Below are 14,758 nucleotides of genomic sequence, written 5' to 3'. Positions count from 1 at the left end.
TGATCAGGTGTGCGACATGAATCCCTTGCGGGCCAACCTCGCGTGCCAGACTGCCTGCCAGTGCTCTCAGGCCATGCTTGGCCGCAGCAAAGGCGGAAAAGCCAGCGCTCTGTTTGACCGAGGCGGTCGCACCGATGAACAGCAATGATCCAGAGCCGACCGGCAGCATGCGTTTGGCGGCCTCACGCGCAATCAGGAAGCCTGCCAGCGTGCTGCCCTGCCACAGCTCATAGAGCCGGCTGGGCTCGGTCTCGACCAGATGTCCCATCGCGAACCCGGCCGTCGCGAACACGACCAACTCCGGTGTGCCGAAGTGCTCTGCCGCGGTCTCGAACAGGGCGCTGACCTCAGCCTCATCGCCGGCATCGGCCGCGACGGCCAGCGCCCGACCTCCCGCCGCCTCGATCTCCGCGGCGAGGGCATCAAGCGCCTCTGCGTTGCGCCGGGTCAGCACCACCGGCCAGCCTTCGGCGGCCAGACGTTTGGCAACGGCGGCGCCGGTACCGGAACCAGCGCCGACGATCATTGCGTAACCTGTCTGCATACACTATGTCTCCTGGACACTCGACATCCGAACCGATGACCTGTTGTGCTGGACCCACTAATGGCCGCTGATCTCAATAGGGCTAGACATCTCAAACCTCAGCTCCTCTGGTTTGCTCGCCCGCTCAGAAACAGAGCGGTTAGCTTGGGTATAGACCAGCAGCGCGCGAACGCAACCTGACCCTCATCAAGGGGATTCATGCCGGCGCCAGTCGTGCGCCGCCGCCACCCTCAAGCACTTCTCTCGCGAAGCCGGTCACATCCGCTTGCAACCCGCGGATGCTGCGATACGCCCGCTGCGTTATCCCGCCGAGGCCGTCGAGTTGATCGGGTCCATCCGCCCGCATGGGGCTCAGGCCAACATTGACCTCAGCCGGGTAGCGCCTCCAATGCCGCATTCAGCTGATGCCAGGCGCGGTGGTATCTGGCCACGCGCACCAGATCCTTGTCGCGCAGGCTCTGAAGGCGCAGCACATCGATATTGTCCGCCACATCCGCGCGCTTGACCCGTGCTGCGAGCGGGTTCTCGAGCACCCGCGCGATGAAGGCCGGGTAATCCTCGCCGTCGCGTTTGCTCAGGCAGGCTACCGCCTCAGCGAGCGGTGCTGGAATGCCGGCGTCGATCAGGCCGTCGACGTCGTAGTCGGTGTCTTCGATGACATCGTGTAGCACCGCGACAGCGCGCTCGTCGTCGGTGTCCATCGCGGCCATCACCCGCAGCGGATGCAGGATGTAAGGGCGACCGGCTTTGTCAGCTTGGCCGGCATGGGCCTCAGTGGCGATCTTCAGGGCGGTGTCGAGGACGTGCATGTCGACCTCCATGGTCATTGGTTGCGTTCGTGAGATGCGATGCCAGCAAGTGTAACCGCCTCGCAGTGCGCTGGACGCGACGCCAGAAACGAAAGCTCATGATGAGCCCTCCTTGTCGATGGATTGGCCAGCCGGCTCGGGCGACTCGCGCATGAGCCGGCCCCATTCGATGAGCGAGAACGGATAGGAGGCGACTGTGGCGGTGATCTCGCGTGCCGGGCAGTTCGAAGCGCCAGAGGTCAGGGTCCTGGATGTGCTTGAGCAAGCGAGGAGGGCGCCGATCAGGGAAGTAGTGCGACCAGGTAATCATGGCATCGCACCGATCCATATCGAAGACCGTAATGATGTTCTCAGGCAGGTCGACCAGATCAGCCTGTGCGGATCGGTGGTGATCGAGGATCAGGATATTGAGGTAGCCGTCTGATCTGGCTAGGCCGTCGAGGGCGAGTCGTAATCGACACGCTCGGGTGTGGTACGGGGAGCGGTCGCGGGAGATAGGATGGTCACTGTCCCCACGATAATATTTGATGGCCGCGTGGACCTGCAGCATTTAGACTCATCGATCTCGTTCAGCACCGGACAGCGGATACGCATGCCGCCAATACTGAACAGATCATGACATCACGAGGTGTGTTCTCGTGATTCGGGCAGAAGGAGAGGAGGGAATAGTGACGTCCCTACAAGTCTACAGTGCGGCAACGCTGCCGCGAGCGATGGATTCCATCCGATGAAGCTCAACCCCGAGAAGAGCACCTTCGGACGCCACGAGACCTTCCCGCTGCCGTTCGGCTGGCTACCCAAGAGCCTACTCGCGCTTGGTGACAGCCCCGCCCTGTTAGAGCATCCCGAGAACGCCATACGTCGGCACGGCGTCGGGCGCAACATGGTCAACGCCACCCACTATTGGCTGCGGGTTTGCGGCCTGATCGATTTCAGCATCTGCCAGAAGGTTGTACAGAACGCGTTCACCAGTGTCGAGAACCCCGTGCTGCATCGAGGATTAGGAGATTGCCTTGAAGGGGCTAAAGACACTGCCTTTCCGCGTGACGGACACAGACCACGGGCTGGAGTTCAACGTTGCCGAGTGCGTCATCGACGATGGCCGTTCGGGAGTGCCGAGCCTGCACTCCGTTGAGCCGATTCGGCATCGGCATCGGCATCGGCATCGGCGACTGCGATTGCGGAGTCCTGGCGGCTGATGGCGATTCATTTTCAGAATTGCAAGCCTTTGAATGTAAATTTATTACTGGAAGTGAATCCTGGCGGTCGCGGGAAACTAGATGGCTACTACACCAACGAAATGAGCTTTTATTGAAAGAGTTATCTATCGAAATATTGTGCGATCGATGTGTTGGCAAGATCCAGCAGGCGTTCGCGGCTTTTCTTATCTAAACGCTTCCACAATGCTGGCGCAATTCGCACCAGCGACAAATCACGAGCGTAATCAAGAAATCCTCGCTGAGCATATTTCTTGAACGGCATCCCGAGAATCACCTGCTGGATTTCGCTTTCAGTGAGCTCCTGCACACGCGCCATCCGCAGCTTCCCTTTTTCCGCTGGCAAACCGCAATTCAGTCGCCTGAGGTAGAAGTCCCGAAACGCCAGCGTCAGCAGATTCAGCGAGACCTTGCCTTCCTCATCAACGGTATCCAGCAGTGCGCGCAGCAGCACAGGCTTGTAACTGGCGCTCATATCCATGTCTTCGCAGAACGCAAAGAATCGCTCGCGGATATTGGCGGCGGTCACCGGCTTCAGGTCGAACTGGTCAGCAATCGCCTGTTTGCGCTCCTTGGCGAAGTAGAAGTAGCGGCGTCGGCCTAGGCTGAGGTCGTGGTCGGGTGTTAGCTCGCCTTGCAAGACCTTGTTTCGAAGGTAACCTTCCGATGCCGCAAGTTGGCGTTCAAGCTCAGCGACGGGAAGCATGTCCTTGACGGTACTTTGCCAGTCGAAGACATCGATTTCCTCGAAGTGTTCGGTCCAAAGTCCGAGGTTGAGAATGATCGGGTCCTGTGGGCCGGAGCGTTCTTCATCCTCGATTCGATCTTTTGGGGCGACGGCGAAGCCACCGGGCCGATAGCGCCGATTGCCGGTGACGCGATGAACATTCCAGCTTTGGTTGTAGCGGCCAGCGTTATCGACGAAGTCGAAGACCAAGAGGCTATCCTTGCCGGGTGCCTTGCGTGTGCCACGTCCGAGCTGTTGCATGTAGATGATCTTTGACAGGGTCGGCCGCGCCATCAGTAAGACCTCGATGTCCGGACAATCCCAGCCTTCGTTGAGGAGATCGCAGGCGCAGAGCATGTGCAATTCGCCTTGCGCGAAGGCATCAAGAACCGCATCGCGCTCCTTGTTGGGCATCTGGCCGGAAACTGCGCGTGCGGGGACGCCTTGAGCGCGGTAGCGCTCGGCCAGCGCTTCGCCATGACGGACATTGACGGCGAAGGTGACGGCTTTGCGTCCGCGCACATGCTCCAGATAGGTCTGCACGATCAGCTCATCGCGCGCCGGGATGGTGATGGCCTGCTCAAGGTCCTGGCGGTGGTACTGCACTTCGTTGAAACGCACACGGCTGAGATCGACATTGGTTTTGACGCGCACGCAGCGGATGGGCACCAGCTCGCCGCGCTCGATGGCCTCTTTGAGGCTCAGGCGATGGGCGGTATCACGAAAGATGTCGAGAATCGACTTGCCGTCCGCGCGCTCGGGGGTGGCAGTCAGTCCCAGGGTGAAGACCGGGCGGAAGTAGGCCAGCACTTGCTGGTAGCTGTCGGCGGCAGCGTGGTGGGCTTCGTCGATGATCAAATAGCGGAAATGGCTTGGGTCGATCTCGTTCAAGTGGTTGCTGAGCGATTGCACCGTGGCCAGAACGAGCTGCGCATTGGGCTCAAAGCGTCCGCCTTGGATGATGCCTGTGATGGCCTCTGGCCACTGTGCATTAACGGCACGCTCAGTTTGGCGGATCAGGTTCTTGGTGTGGGCGACATAGAGCACCGGCTCACCGATACGCCGGGCGTCTTCGATGGCGGTAAAGGTCTTGCCGGAACCCGTGGCATGGCCGAGCAAGGCAATAGTAGTGCCTTCGGCGCGGATGAGCGCGAGCCAGTCGAGTGCTTCGCCTTGGTGGGTGCGAAGGTTGAAGTCAGCCGCACAGGCGCGTTGTTTGGGCAGAAAATCATCCATGTCGAGCAGACCAGGCATCCGCTCCAGGAAGAGCGCGAGCTGTTCCTTGACCCGTTCTCGGCGCTGATCGAGTTCGTGATCAGTCCAGCGATACACCTGCCAGCCCTGATGGATCAGGCTGTTCTGACGCAGCAGGTCGTCTTCGTACTTGGTGCGATCGAAGGCTGGTGGCTGATAATGCGTAGGACCATCGATCTCGAAGGCAATTTTCTTGCCGCCAGCACGCAGGGCGAAATCGATGAAGCGGGCGCCGCCGTCGATGTCCCGCACCGCGAACTCGGGCGCTAGGAGTAGTGCCTTTTCTGGCCCAAACAGCTCAACAAAAATGCTAATGAAGTCGTCTTCGGGTTGGGTAGACAGGTGAGCGGAGGTTGTGGGGCTTTCCTGTGGCATCATCTCATCCGTTATTTGGCGGCAGGTTGTTTAAGCATGTTGTTAAGCGGTGCGCGAGAAAATGCTTCAGCATTGTTGCCAGCCTAGGACGCCGCCGCAGCCATCACATCCACCAGGTCCGCCTCGATGTCGGCCCAGACCTTCTCCAGAGCGCGCTGCTGCACCGCCTCGTAGATCTCGAGACTGATCAACTGATGAAGCTTGACCTGATCCCGATGGGTCGCGAATCCGGCCGGCCCAAGCTGCTGCTCCATGAGCTTCAGGTTAGCGCTGACCATGGCCGGTGCGTTGGCCTTGATCCAGGTCGCGATGTCGCGTTCGACCGAGAGATCGATCTCTGCCCCTCGACCGTCCAGGTAGGCCAGCACACCGGCGCTGAACATCTCCCTGCGCAGGCGATCCTCGATCATCGCCGCCGTCAAGTGCTTTTCGGCGAAGTAGCTCGGCGCAAACTGCTCAAGGAAGGTCTTTGCCCGGACGCTGATCCGCTCGCCGTCTTGCCAGATCAGCAGGCTGAAGACCTCGGCAACGCGCTCGTGCGAGCCGATTGCCACCGCCTCACGAAGCATTTGCGTCCAGTTGCAATCATTATTGGTTTGCCCCTTCATCATCGTGACCCCCCCTTGTGCTTGCTCCAAGCGCGGCTAGTACCAGAGCCACCGATTCTGTCAGTATAAAGGGCTTTCAGTCAGCACCCAGCATCGCGCTCAGGGCTAGCGCAGCAGTGAGCAAGCTTTGAACAACCTGATGCGCCGTTCAGATCCCACCCTGGCATATTATGACTCCGAGGCGCAGTTATTCTTCGCCGCCACCGTTGACGTCGATATGTCGTCGCTCTATGAGCCGTTCTGGCGCGAACTGGCTGAGGGCGCAGCGATTCTTGATGCCGGCTGCGGCTCGGGGCGCGATGCACGTGTCTTTCACGAGCGTGGCTATGCAGTCACGGCGATGGAGCCATCCCCGGTTTTGGCTGCGCTCGCCGAGGCGCACTGCAGGCTGCCCGTGGAGATCCGGCGCTTCCAGGAAATCGACTGGCGCGGGCGCTTCGATGGTATCTGGGCTTGCGCCAGCCTGTTGCACGTTCCGCTGGCAGAGTTGCCGGATGTGCTGCAGCGCTTGGCGCACGCACTGCGGCCAGGCGGGAATCTCTATGTCTCGTTTAAGTACGGACGCGGCGAGCGAGATCACGGCGGCCGGCGGTTCACCGATCTCGACGAAGCAGGGTTGGCGGAACTGCTCTGCAGGGTGCCTGCGCTGAAGGCGATCGAGACCTGGATCACCGCCGATCGTCGCCCTGATCGTGAAGGCGAGCGCTGGCTGAATGCACTCTCAAAACTTCAAGAACCTGATTCTCGATTATCCACGTGAGGCCATCGCCTTCTTTGCGGCAGCCGAGGCGTGGGCGATCGACGCCGGGGCGTGCATCCTTCCGATCCCTCGGTCGCAATCGATCTTGATCGAACACCTAATCGAACACCTATTTCTGCTTGATGCAGTAATTCCCACTGGTGCGGTAACCTGAAGGGCAAGACTCCAGCTTGATGATGACCTCCTTGTCGGTGCTCTGCAGCGGGATGCAGTAGTTGCCGCTGGTACGATAGCCGACCGGGCAGCTACCAACCTTGGGGATCGGGTTCTTGTCGTCGTCGCCGAAGGCTAACGCTGGGATCTGCAGCAACAACGCGAGCGCGGCTGCGTTGGCGAGCGTCTGAGCGCGCGGACGGGAAGCGCGGTTTGTCGTCAATGTCATCATCTTGATCTCCATCGCGCTCGGCAATGCCGTGGCGCCGCCTTATGAGTGTTCATAAACGCTACATCGCCTGTAAGATGCCAGCTGTGAGCGGTCATGGCTACAACCTGATCCATCTGACGACAGCATGAGTGACGGCATGCCAGGCAAAGTCATCGGCCGTCGAACCTATCTGCACGTCGAGACGCTGGCGGCACTCGATGATGCTCGCCGCGAGGCTTGGGAGCAGGCAGTCAGACAGGCGGAGCAGGCTGCCGGGCTGGAGCGGGGCGAGCAGTTCAATGTGCTGCGCTTGGATGCCGACGGCCAGGTGGCGCTGCTCCATTATCCCCACTTCTTCGATAACCCCTTCCCGGCGCTGCGCGAGAGCTGGCGCTTTGAGCCGAGCACGGGTGAGGTCGGCTATCGCACCTATGCCGACTCCCTCAACCCGCCGATCCTGCATCGTAAGGAACTGCTGCTACCGAGCGATCATCCGCGTCACGACGAGTATCTGGCGCTGACGGCAGAGGCAGAGTCGATTGGCCTGTTCGAGGACAGCACCCGCATCGGCTATCAGCGCCAGTGGTTGGCGTTGGTCCGTGAGAAAGGCTATCGCATCGATGGTCATGCGTTGCTGCCGCTGGGGAATCTTGAGGCCGCTGAGGTCGAGACGGCGGCCGACGATGGCGCACCCTTGCATGCGGGCTGGGAGGCCGCGCGTCAGCGCACCGCCATGGTTCGCTACGGGTTCTCGGCGCCGATCCAGAGCTTGGCGCGGCATGGTTTTCTCGATGGCCGCTATCGGCTCTTCGATTATGGCTGCGGTCGCGGCGATGATGTGCGTGGTCTGTGCGAGAACGGACTGACGGCGGCGGGTTGGGACCCCTATTTCGCGCCCGATCAGCCGATCGAGACCGCCGATCTGGTCAACCTCGGCTTCGTCATCAACGTCATCGAAGACTTCGACGAGCGGCTCGAGGCGCTGACCCGCGGTTGGTCCCTGGCCGAGTGCCTGCTCGTGGTCTCGGTGATGCTGGCGAATCAGAACGACCCGCGCGGCGCGCGCTTTCGCGACGGGGTGATGACCCAGCGTCAGACCTTCCAGAAGTATTACTCACAGCAGGAGATCAAAGACTTCCTGAGCGATGCGCTCGATGAGGAGCCGATCCCGGTCGCGCCCGGGGTGCTCTACATCTTTCGCGATAAAGATGCCGAGCAGCGATTTCTTGCCGATCGCTATCGCCGCCGACGCAGTCGCCTGCGCGATCCATCCGCACCCGCGCGCGCACCGCGAGTCAGCGTGCGACGGGATCGACGCGCAGAGCTGTATGCCGCTCATCGAGAACCCTTGGAGCGCCTCTGGGAGCAATGGCTAACTCTGGGGCGTAAGCCGGAGAGGGTTGAGGTTGGGGCCGAGGATCTGCTCGTGCTGATCGAGGCCTTTGGCACCTTCAATAAGGCGTTGCGGTTCTTGGAAGAGCATCAGACCGAGACGCTGGGCGAGGCCGAGGTCGCGTGCCTGCTGAAGGGCGCCGAGGCCGAGCGGGTGGCTGATCTGGAGGTGTATCTGGCGTTGCTGCAGTTCGAGCGTCGCCGGCCCTACAAGCACCTGGAAGAGGGACTGCAGCGTGACATCAAGGCCTTTTTCGGCGACTACAAGTCGGCCTGCTCAGCGGGGTTCACGCGGCTGTTTGCGATTGCTGACAGTGAGGCCGTCGCCGACGCCTGCCGAGAGGCTGCGGAGCATGGATTGGGTTGGCTCGAGCTTGAAGAACGCGCGGCTGGGCCTGGGCAACGGGGCGGCTCGACTGAGCCTGCGGTCGCCGGCGCTAGCGGCTCACCGCTCGCGCATTCGGGGCAACGCGAGGCCCGTCAGCAAGACACTGAAGCGGGAGTGACGCCGCGCGGCTCACTCACGCTGCATACCAGTCTGGTGGAGCAGTTACCGGCGCTGTTGCGCGTCTACATCGGCGCGGCGGCGGCGCTTTATGGTGATGTGCATAACGCCGATCTGATCAAGATCCACATCGGTTCCGGCAAGCTCACCCTGATGCGTTTCGACGACTTCGATGGCCAGGCGCTGCCGCGCATGCTGGAGCGGGTGAAGATCAAGATGCGCGATCAGGCTGTCGATCTGTTCGGCTACGGCGAGCTGTTCGAGCCGCCGTTCCTCTATCGCAAATCGCGCTTCATCAATGAGGAATATCCGGGCTACCCCGAGCAGGTCGCGTTCGACGAGGCGCTAGAGCAGCTCGATGCGCGCGGGCTGTTTAGCCTTGCGGGTTATGGCCCGCCAGCGACCGAGCTGACTGCGCTCTTGGCGCGCCACCGTTGGGCGGTGGATGGGCTGCGGCTGCGCCGGATGCAGACCACGCCGGCGCTAGATGATGCTTGCGGTCGGTTCCTGACCTTTCGGCAACTCATCGAGTGTGGCGAGACCTGTGAGCGTCTGCTGGCTGAGCGCAACAGAGATGGTAACGGTAACGGTGATGGTGATAGTAACGGTCACGGTCACGCATTCGACAATCGCCCTAAGCATCCTGAAAGCTACATGGCGCTACTGGAGCTGGCCGAGCAGGTGTTAGACCCGGTGATCGACTGGTTCGGGATGATCCGTCTGACCTATGGCTTTTGCTCGCCGGCGCTGGCGCGGCAGATTCCAGGGCGCATCGATCCGAAGCGCGATCAGCATGCCGCGCATGAGCGTAATCGCCTCGGCAATCTGGTCTGCCCGCGTTTGGGGGCAGCGGTGGACTTCATCATCGAGGATGAGGATATGCGCGAGGTCGCCCAGTGGGTGGCGGCGAATACGCCATTTGATCGGCTCTACTTCTATGGCGCGGATCAGCCGATTCATGTCAGCTATGGTCCGGAGGACAGCCGCCAGATCGTGACCATGTTGCCCGGCCCCAGCGGGCGCTTGCTGCCGCGGAGCCTGAGTGTGAATGCCTTCTTGGAGGCTTGAATGGGGCTGGTACGCAACGCCGTCCTCCTCAACCGCCGTCCACAGCCGCTCCAACCAGCGCTCGCGACGTTGAGCGTCCACCGGCGCGGCGATGACGAGATCGACCAGCTCATGAACCGCCTTGTTGACCGCATTGCCCAAGGCACCCGAGGAGGTGTCCACCTGAGCCAGCGCCGGCCAAAGCTTCTCCATCAACAGGATGGCCCCATCCGCCGCGATCAGCGGATCGACCCGGGCAACCGCCTTGATCTCGGTGAGCGCCTCCTTGAGCCGCTGCGAGGCCAGCTTGGAGGCCTTCCAGCCAAAGGCCTTGGCGCGAAAACGCGAGCGAAAGGCCCACGGGTGGGTCGGTGTCTTCATGGATGCTGCCGTGCAGGAGACTGCTAATCCAGTAGATCATCCAGTGCACCATCCGCCAAGACGACTTTCCGCTTCTTGCGAAACCTGACGATGGTGGGGTCGAAGTGGTCCTGGATGTCACGGAACTGGTGCTCGATGAATCCCATCACCGCCTGTTTCTCCTGTTCCTCCAAGGCGCTGAGCGCGCGCCTATCGCCGCTGATCTTCCGGCAATCGGCCATGAACTGGCGAATGCGCACCGCCTGCAGCGCTGTCTTATCCGTGAACACAAACTGCATGTGCGGATCGCTGTCCCAGTGATCCTCGAACAGGTACAGGCACCCCTGTGCCTCCTGGTCAAACCGGTCGGCAAGCGTCTGCTGCCGTTCAACGAGATAGCGGTAAAAACGCTGATTCAATTCATCGAGCTGTGCCTCTTGGCCATCGGCGTCGACCCGCATGTCGTAGCGCGTGCCGCCAGCTTCGCGCTTGCCGTGGTGCTCACCCGGGACATAGCGGTGCGGGATCAGTGTCTCGATTGCGTCATGGCCGCAGTCGTCGATCTGGCTCTGCAGATACCAGGAGGCCATCCACAGTGAGGCGTAGAAAAACTGGCCATCGATCCGTAGCCGTGCCCAAGTCCCGCGAAGCGCACCTCGGTAGGGCTGGGGCACGTAGCTCGAGTCCTGCGCCTGCTCCGCATCCTGCTGCCAGCAGTGGTCATGGTGGTCGTGCTCGCCAAGGGTTTCGAAGCGAACGAGTGCGCGATGCTGCGCAAACGGCTCGTTGAGATAGAACAGGTCTTTACCGATGCCCCGGGCAAGCAGCATGGCGCTGTTTAACAGCAGGTACTGCGGGGGATTGAACGTCCTGAGCAAGTCCTCCAGATCGTCCTCGTTGGCCACGCTGAGGTCGAACAGTGATTTGATCACCGCTTGCTTGATCTTGAAACGCACCTCGTCGTCCATCTCGAGGCGATAGCGCTCCTGCTTTGCCTGATCCCAGGAAAAATAGTGTGGGTTGGCGGCCATCATCCCACGCCGAAACGCAATTTCCGGCAAGCTTCTCGCCTCAAGACGACTTGTTAATGATCTTTGCGCTGTTTAGCCAGCCAGGCTTCGATGAAGGCGGGATCGATCCCCTTGAGCCGGTCTTCCAGATCAAGCCCCTGCAGTCGTTCCTCGGGCTCGAGCTGATCGAGATAGTGCTCGATGATCCACTCACGGGCTTCGCGTTTCATGTCTTCTGTGGTGTGCGCCATATTGCCCTCTCCGAACCTGTAGTGCGCGAGCAGATTGTGCAGGTGAACACCGATTTCGCTGCGTGGATGATACTGTTCAAGCGCCGCGCGTCGGTGCCGCTCATCACTGGAGAATAGCCCCCAGGGGGCATTGTGCGGCAGCCGGCGCAGCTGATTAGCCCAGAACTAGCCAAGCTGTCACGAGCTGCCAGATGCCGATTTTCTAATGTTCTTGCGCCCGTGTCCGCCGAGCTATCGCGCATGGTCCGCGAGCGCGACAAGGAAATGGATCAGAGCTTCGATAGCCTGCGCCGCTCCGCCGCCGTGCGCTGCTTGATGATGATGCGTCGCCATGACTTGGTTACTACGGAGGAGCTGGAATGGTTGAGCCCCGAGATTCAGCGCGCTTCCGAAAGCCCATAATCAAGCGCGTGGGGTAGGGCGACGAACACCGTCGGGCGTCGCCAACTGCTTGCAGACGAAGGCATTCCCGGACGGGTTCAGCCTGTCCCGGAAACCGGCGAAGGCCAGGCCCGGCGTGAGCGAGACAGGGGCTTTTATCGCTCGTGAAAGTGCGTTATCTTGAGCGATAAACCGATATCTTATCCATCATGACCTGGAACTGGCAGCGCCCCGATTGGCCGGATTTCACCTGGGATCAGGACCGGCTGACTCGGGCCGAGACCCTGTTTGCGCAAGGGGCGGGGATGGTGATCGGTGCCTCTCGACACCTGGACGATCCGAGCCGCGAAACCCTCGTCGTGGACCTCATGAGTGTCGATGCAGTGGCGACCTCGGCCATCGAGGGCGAGGTGCTCGACCGCGACAGCGTCCAGTCTTCGATCCGGCGACAACTCGGTCTCGCCGGTGACCGGCGCAGCGTCGGCGCCGCAGAGGCTGGGATTGCCGAGATGATGGTCTCCCTGTATCGCTCCCTGGCCGAGCCGCTCGACCACGACAGGCTGCATGCGTGGCACCGCATGGTCATGAACGGTCGCCGTGATCTGGAGGCCATCGGCCGATACCGAACCCATCGCGAGCCGATGCAGATCGTCTCGGGAGCCGTCTATGCGCCCAGGGTTCATTTCGAGGCCCCGCCCTCGGCGCAGGTGCCGGCGGAGATGGAGCACTTCCTGGCCTGGTTTGAGGACACCGCTCCGACGGGAGCGCGGCCCTTGCCGGCGCTCACCCGTGCGGGTCTCGCGCATCTATGGTTCGAGAGCATTCACCCGTTCGAGGACGGCAACGGCAGGATCGGCCGGGCGATCGCAGAAAAGGCCCTGGCGCAGGGAATCACTCAGGGGTTGGCTGACCCGGTGCTGACCGCCGTCGCGGGCACCTTGCTCAAACACCGGAAGCCGTATTACGGGGCGCTTGAGGCGGCCAGCCGCGCCCTAGATGTCACGGACTGGCTCCTGTGGTTCGCGGCCAAGGTGATCGAGGCGCAGCGGCGCAGCCTGGCGCAGGTCGAGTTCATCATCGGCAAGGCGCGACTGCTCGGGCGCGTGCGCGGCAAGCTCAATACACGCCAGGAAAAGGCCGTGCTGCGGATGTTCGCCGCCGGCACCGACGGCTTCACCGGAGGGCTCAGCGCCGGAAACTACCGCGGTATCACCGGTGCCACGCCCGCAACCGCCACGCGTGATCTGGCCGATCTCGTCGCATTAGACGTCCTCTATCGGACCGGCGAGCGCAAGGCAACGCGTTACCACCTGTGCGTACCGTTGAAGCCCGTCGCCACTATTGAGGTTGACGATCTCTGCGGTGGCTCACCGAGGAGGAACGGCGGTCACCGGTGAGTCCTTGAATCGGATGACGCCAGCGTAGCGGCTTCACAGCCAGCGCTCAGATCCCAATCCGCTCCACCTCATCGAGCGAGACCTTATCACTGCGACGATCATAGAGCCGCGTCGTCTTCGGATCGGGGTGCGCCGCCATCTGCTGAGCATGCTCGAGCTTGGCCTCGGGGTTCTCGAGGTAGGCGGTGATGCCGGTACCCCGGAAGGTGTGATTGCAGATCCCGGTCGTCTCAAGGCCGGCCTGCAGCGCCCGGCGCTTGACACATAATCTGAGGGATCTCGAACGGATTGACCTGTGATCTCCAACGCTTAAATCATCCGGGGCCGCACATCTCTCTGGTCTCTCGAGGACGCTGTTTCTGAGCAAACGAGTCGACGACTGCATGCATGCATACAGGACGTCTGACGGAAAACGACTTGGAGCGCCAGACATCCCTTGCCTGACGCCATCGATCTGATATGCCTATGTCCTCCCAGGGCCGCTGCCAGTATCCTCAGTCGCGACGTTCCACTCCGACCATGGCAATCCCGATGTCCGCGTATTCCGAAATCGAGCTCACTCCTGAGGGTCGCCTCCTGTTTCGTCGCCAACATGAAACCCCTGAGGGGCTGCGAGAACGTCTCGATGACATCACCGCTGAGGCTCAGCACTGGCTCAATCGCATCGTCGCGATCCAACCCGGTGTCCGCTTGTCCGCGGTGTTCGACCTGCTCAAGGCCAACGCGACGCTGATGGATCTCTACAAGCACAACTGGGCGCATGAGTACGCGGCACGCTGCGACGCCCTGCGTGCCGGCGACCTAGTGCCAGACCCTCGCGAAGACACCGACCCCAGCGAGCCTGCGGTGGAGTCTCTGGTGCTCTCGTTGTCCCAGGAACTGCGCATACCGAATGAGCTGCTGAGGCGCATCGCCGCGGCGCAAGATCCCCACTCGCCGACCTCAACCCGCTACCTCAATCTGGTGGAGGACACCACCGACCAGGCAGGCCGCCCTGTTACGATCAAGGACGCATCCCGTTATTGGCATCTCAGCGGCCGATCCGCGCCCCTGGCGCAGGACACGGACCTATCGGGCGTCCACTACACAGCAGGGAGCCAGATCGACTACTCCGTCAGCTTCGATTTCGATCGCTGTATCGACCTGCCGCTCAGCATCGGCGCTGGCATCATGTCGCTCACCATCAGCGGAAAACGTTGTCAGGACCGATTGATGGTCAGCGTGCCGCTGGGCACCGCTCAAGGACCCCCCTCGATCACCTTGCATGAGCTGATTGGCGCGATCACCAGCGACTTCTCGTTTTACGGCGATCCAGAGCAAACACAGGCTGAGAAGGAAACGCTCAAGCAAAGCATCCAGGAATTAGACGATGACCGCCACGCTGAAGATCTGCTGTTTGGCATGGCCCATCTGTTCTGCCCGGACGAGGAGCTTGGCGACCTTGAAACCCACGCCCTTGAGCTCGAAGACGATGAGCGTTATTGGGATCGCGCCAAAGTCCTGGAACACACTGGCTGGACAGAGGCGGAGCTGGAAACGCAACGCGACCGAGGATACCTGCTGGAGCTCAGCGCATTCGCCACCCGCACCACGCCAAGACGCACAGCCTATCCGGCTGAGCAGTTCGTCTCAGGGTTTGATGCAGCGCTGATGCGATTCTTGAGTTGGATCGCGAGCATGTCCTGCTCGGATTGGGCGACGCACAGCTTTCTGAGCGAGTGGACCACGGCAAACCCACAAGGTGATCCGATCAACGG

Annotated in this window: 14 protein-coding genes; 7 read left to right on the top strand and 7 right to left on the bottom strand. The window is 61.3% G+C overall.

Annotation, left to right across the window (positions count from 1 at the left end):
• Both CKO42_RS24140 and CKO42_RS24135 read right to left on the bottom strand, forming a co-directional pair.
• The coding region (locus CKO42_RS24140) for an SDR family NAD(P)-dependent oxidoreductase (protein ID WP_200250681.1) at window positions 1-544 on the bottom strand (544 nt) is incomplete at its 3' end.
• 368 nt (window positions 545-912) lie between these two features.
• Window positions 913-1,353, bottom strand: coding sequence for a hypothetical protein (locus CKO42_RS24135; RefSeq protein ID WP_200250673.1), 441 nt, complete (start codon window positions 1,351-1,353; stop codon window positions 913-915).
• A 196-nt stretch (window positions 1,354-1,549) separates the two neighbouring features.
• Here CKO42_RS24135 and CKO42_RS24130 point away from each other — a divergent pair, with 196 nt between their 5' ends.
• On the top strand, window positions 1,550-1,777 hold the full coding sequence (locus tag CKO42_RS24130; RefSeq protein WP_200250671.1) for a hypothetical protein: 228 nt from the start codon (window positions 1,550-1,552) through the stop codon (window positions 1,775-1,777).
• Between the two features lie 303 nt (window positions 1,778-2,080).
• Window positions 2,081-2,488: a DUF4007 family protein gene (locus tag CKO42_RS24125; RefSeq protein WP_200250661.1), complete on the top strand. Its 408-nt coding sequence runs from the start codon at window positions 2,081-2,083 to the stop codon at window positions 2,486-2,488.
• Window positions 2,489-2,673: 185 nt separating this feature from the next.
• Here the strand turns inward: CKO42_RS24125 and CKO42_RS24120 are convergent, their stop codons facing one another.
• Both CKO42_RS24120 and CKO42_RS24115 read right to left on the bottom strand, forming a co-directional pair.
• On the bottom strand, window positions 2,674-4,926 hold the full coding sequence (locus CKO42_RS24120; protein ID WP_242479664.1) for a DEAD/DEAH box helicase family protein: 2,253 nt from the start codon (window positions 4,924-4,926) through the stop codon (window positions 2,674-2,676).
• A gap of 83 nt (window positions 4,927-5,009) precedes the next feature.
• Window positions 5,010-5,537, bottom strand: coding sequence for a hypothetical protein (locus CKO42_RS24115; protein ID WP_207148817.1), 528 nt, complete (start codon window positions 5,535-5,537; stop codon window positions 5,010-5,012).
• A 136-nt stretch (window positions 5,538-5,673) separates the two neighbouring features.
• On the opposite strand from CKO42_RS24115, the gene CKO42_RS24110 reads away from it, so the two are divergent.
• Entirely contained in the window at window positions 5,674-6,294 is a 621-nt protein-coding gene (locus CKO42_RS24110; RefSeq protein WP_200250646.1) for a class I SAM-dependent methyltransferase, read from the top strand.
• Window positions 6,295-6,403: 109 nt separating this feature from the next.
• Here the strand turns inward: CKO42_RS24110 and CKO42_RS24105 are convergent, their stop codons facing one another.
• Window positions 6,404-6,676: a hypothetical protein gene (locus CKO42_RS24105; protein WP_200250644.1), complete on the bottom strand. Its 273-nt coding sequence runs from the start codon at window positions 6,674-6,676 to the stop codon at window positions 6,404-6,406.
• A 139-nt stretch (window positions 6,677-6,815) separates the two neighbouring features.
• Between CKO42_RS24105 and CKO42_RS24100 the strand changes: the two genes are divergently transcribed.
• Complete coding sequence (locus CKO42_RS24100) at window positions 6,816-9,623, top strand: DNA phosphorothioation-associated putative methyltransferase (protein ID WP_242479663.1); 2,808 nt, start codon at window positions 6,816-6,818, stop codon at window positions 9,621-9,623.
• 383 nt (window positions 9,624-10,006) lie between these two features.
• Here CKO42_RS24100 and CKO42_RS24095 read toward each other — a convergent pair whose 3' ends face one another.
• Both CKO42_RS24095 and CKO42_RS24090 read right to left on the bottom strand, forming a co-directional pair.
• Window positions 10,007-10,993 carry a hypothetical protein gene (locus CKO42_RS24095; RefSeq protein WP_200250631.1) on the bottom strand — a complete coding sequence of 329 codons (987 nt, stop codon included), beginning with the start codon at window positions 10,991-10,993 and terminating at the stop codon, window positions 10,007-10,009.
• Between the two features lie 53 nt (window positions 10,994-11,046).
• Window positions 11,047-11,223, bottom strand: a complete 177-nt coding sequence (locus CKO42_RS24090; RefSeq protein ID WP_200250628.1) for a hypothetical protein — start codon at window positions 11,221-11,223, stop codon at window positions 11,047-11,049.
• Between the two features lie 240 nt (window positions 11,224-11,463).
• On the opposite strand from CKO42_RS24090, the gene CKO42_RS24085 reads away from it, so the two are divergent.
• The 3 genes from CKO42_RS24085 to CKO42_RS24075 all read left to right on the top strand — a co-directional run.
• Window positions 11,464-11,625 carry a hypothetical protein gene (locus tag CKO42_RS24085; protein WP_200250625.1) on the top strand — a complete coding sequence of 54 codons (162 nt, stop codon included), beginning with the start codon at window positions 11,464-11,466 and terminating at the stop codon, window positions 11,623-11,625.
• Window positions 11,626-11,813: 188 nt separating this feature from the next.
• Window positions 11,814-13,001 (top strand): Fic family protein, encoded by a 1,188-nt coding sequence (locus CKO42_RS24080; protein WP_200250621.1) that lies wholly within the window; start codon window positions 11,814-11,816, stop codon window positions 12,999-13,001.
• A gap of 531 nt (window positions 13,002-13,532) precedes the next feature.
• Window positions 13,533-14,758: hypothetical protein (locus tag CKO42_RS24075; protein ID WP_200250618.1), on the top strand; the 1,226-nt coding region annotated here is incomplete at its 3' end.

Source organism: Lamprobacter modestohalophilus (assembly GCF_016583905.1).
In the GTDB taxonomy this organism is placed as follows: Bacteria; Pseudomonadota; Gammaproteobacteria; order Chromatiales; family Chromatiaceae; genus Lamprobacter; species Lamprobacter modestohalophilus.
Note: the sequence above shows the minus strand (reverse complement) of the source record. Positions and strands in the feature narration are given on the sequence as shown.

What these genes read in the sequence shown, in the direction of transcription:
- CKO42_RS24135 (WP_200250673.1), bottom strand. Translation starts at nt 1,353, where the DNA reads ATGCACGTCCTCGACACCGCCCTGAAGATCGCCACTGAGGCCCATGCC.
- CKO42_RS24100 (WP_242479663.1), top strand. Translation starts at nt 6,816, where the DNA reads ATGCCAGGCAAAGTCATCGGCCGTCGAACCTATCTGCACGTCGAGACG.
- CKO42_RS24090 (WP_200250628.1), bottom strand. Translation starts at nt 11,223, where the DNA reads ATGGCGCACACCACAGAAGACATGAAACGCGAAGCCCGTGAGTGGATC.
- CKO42_RS24120 (WP_242479664.1), bottom strand. Translation starts at nt 4,926, where the DNA reads ATGCCACAGGAAAGCCCCACAACCTCCGCTCACCTGTCTACCCAACCC.
- CKO42_RS24125 (WP_200250661.1), top strand. Translation starts at nt 2,081, where the DNA reads ATGAAGCTCAACCCCGAGAAGAGCACCTTCGGACGCCACGAGACCTTC.
- CKO42_RS24080 (WP_200250621.1), top strand. Translation starts at nt 11,814, where the DNA reads ATGACCTGGAACTGGCAGCGCCCCGATTGGCCGGATTTCACCTGGGAT.
- CKO42_RS24095 (WP_200250631.1), bottom strand. Translation starts at nt 10,993, where the DNA reads ATGGCCGCCAACCCACACTATTTTTCCTGGGATCAGGCAAAGCAGGAG.
- CKO42_RS24115 (WP_207148817.1), bottom strand. Translation starts at nt 5,537, where the DNA reads ATGATGAAGGGGCAAACCAATAATGATTGCAACTGGACGCAAATGCTT.
- CKO42_RS24110 (WP_200250646.1), top strand. Translation starts at nt 5,674, where the DNA reads ATGCGCCGTTCAGATCCCACCCTGGCATATTATGACTCCGAGGCGCAG.
- CKO42_RS24105 (WP_200250644.1), bottom strand. Translation starts at nt 6,676, where the DNA reads ATGACATTGACGACAAACCGCGCTTCCCGTCCGCGCGCTCAGACGCTC.
- CKO42_RS24085 (WP_200250625.1), top strand. Translation starts at nt 11,464, where the DNA reads ATGGTCCGCGAGCGCGACAAGGAAATGGATCAGAGCTTCGATAGCCTG.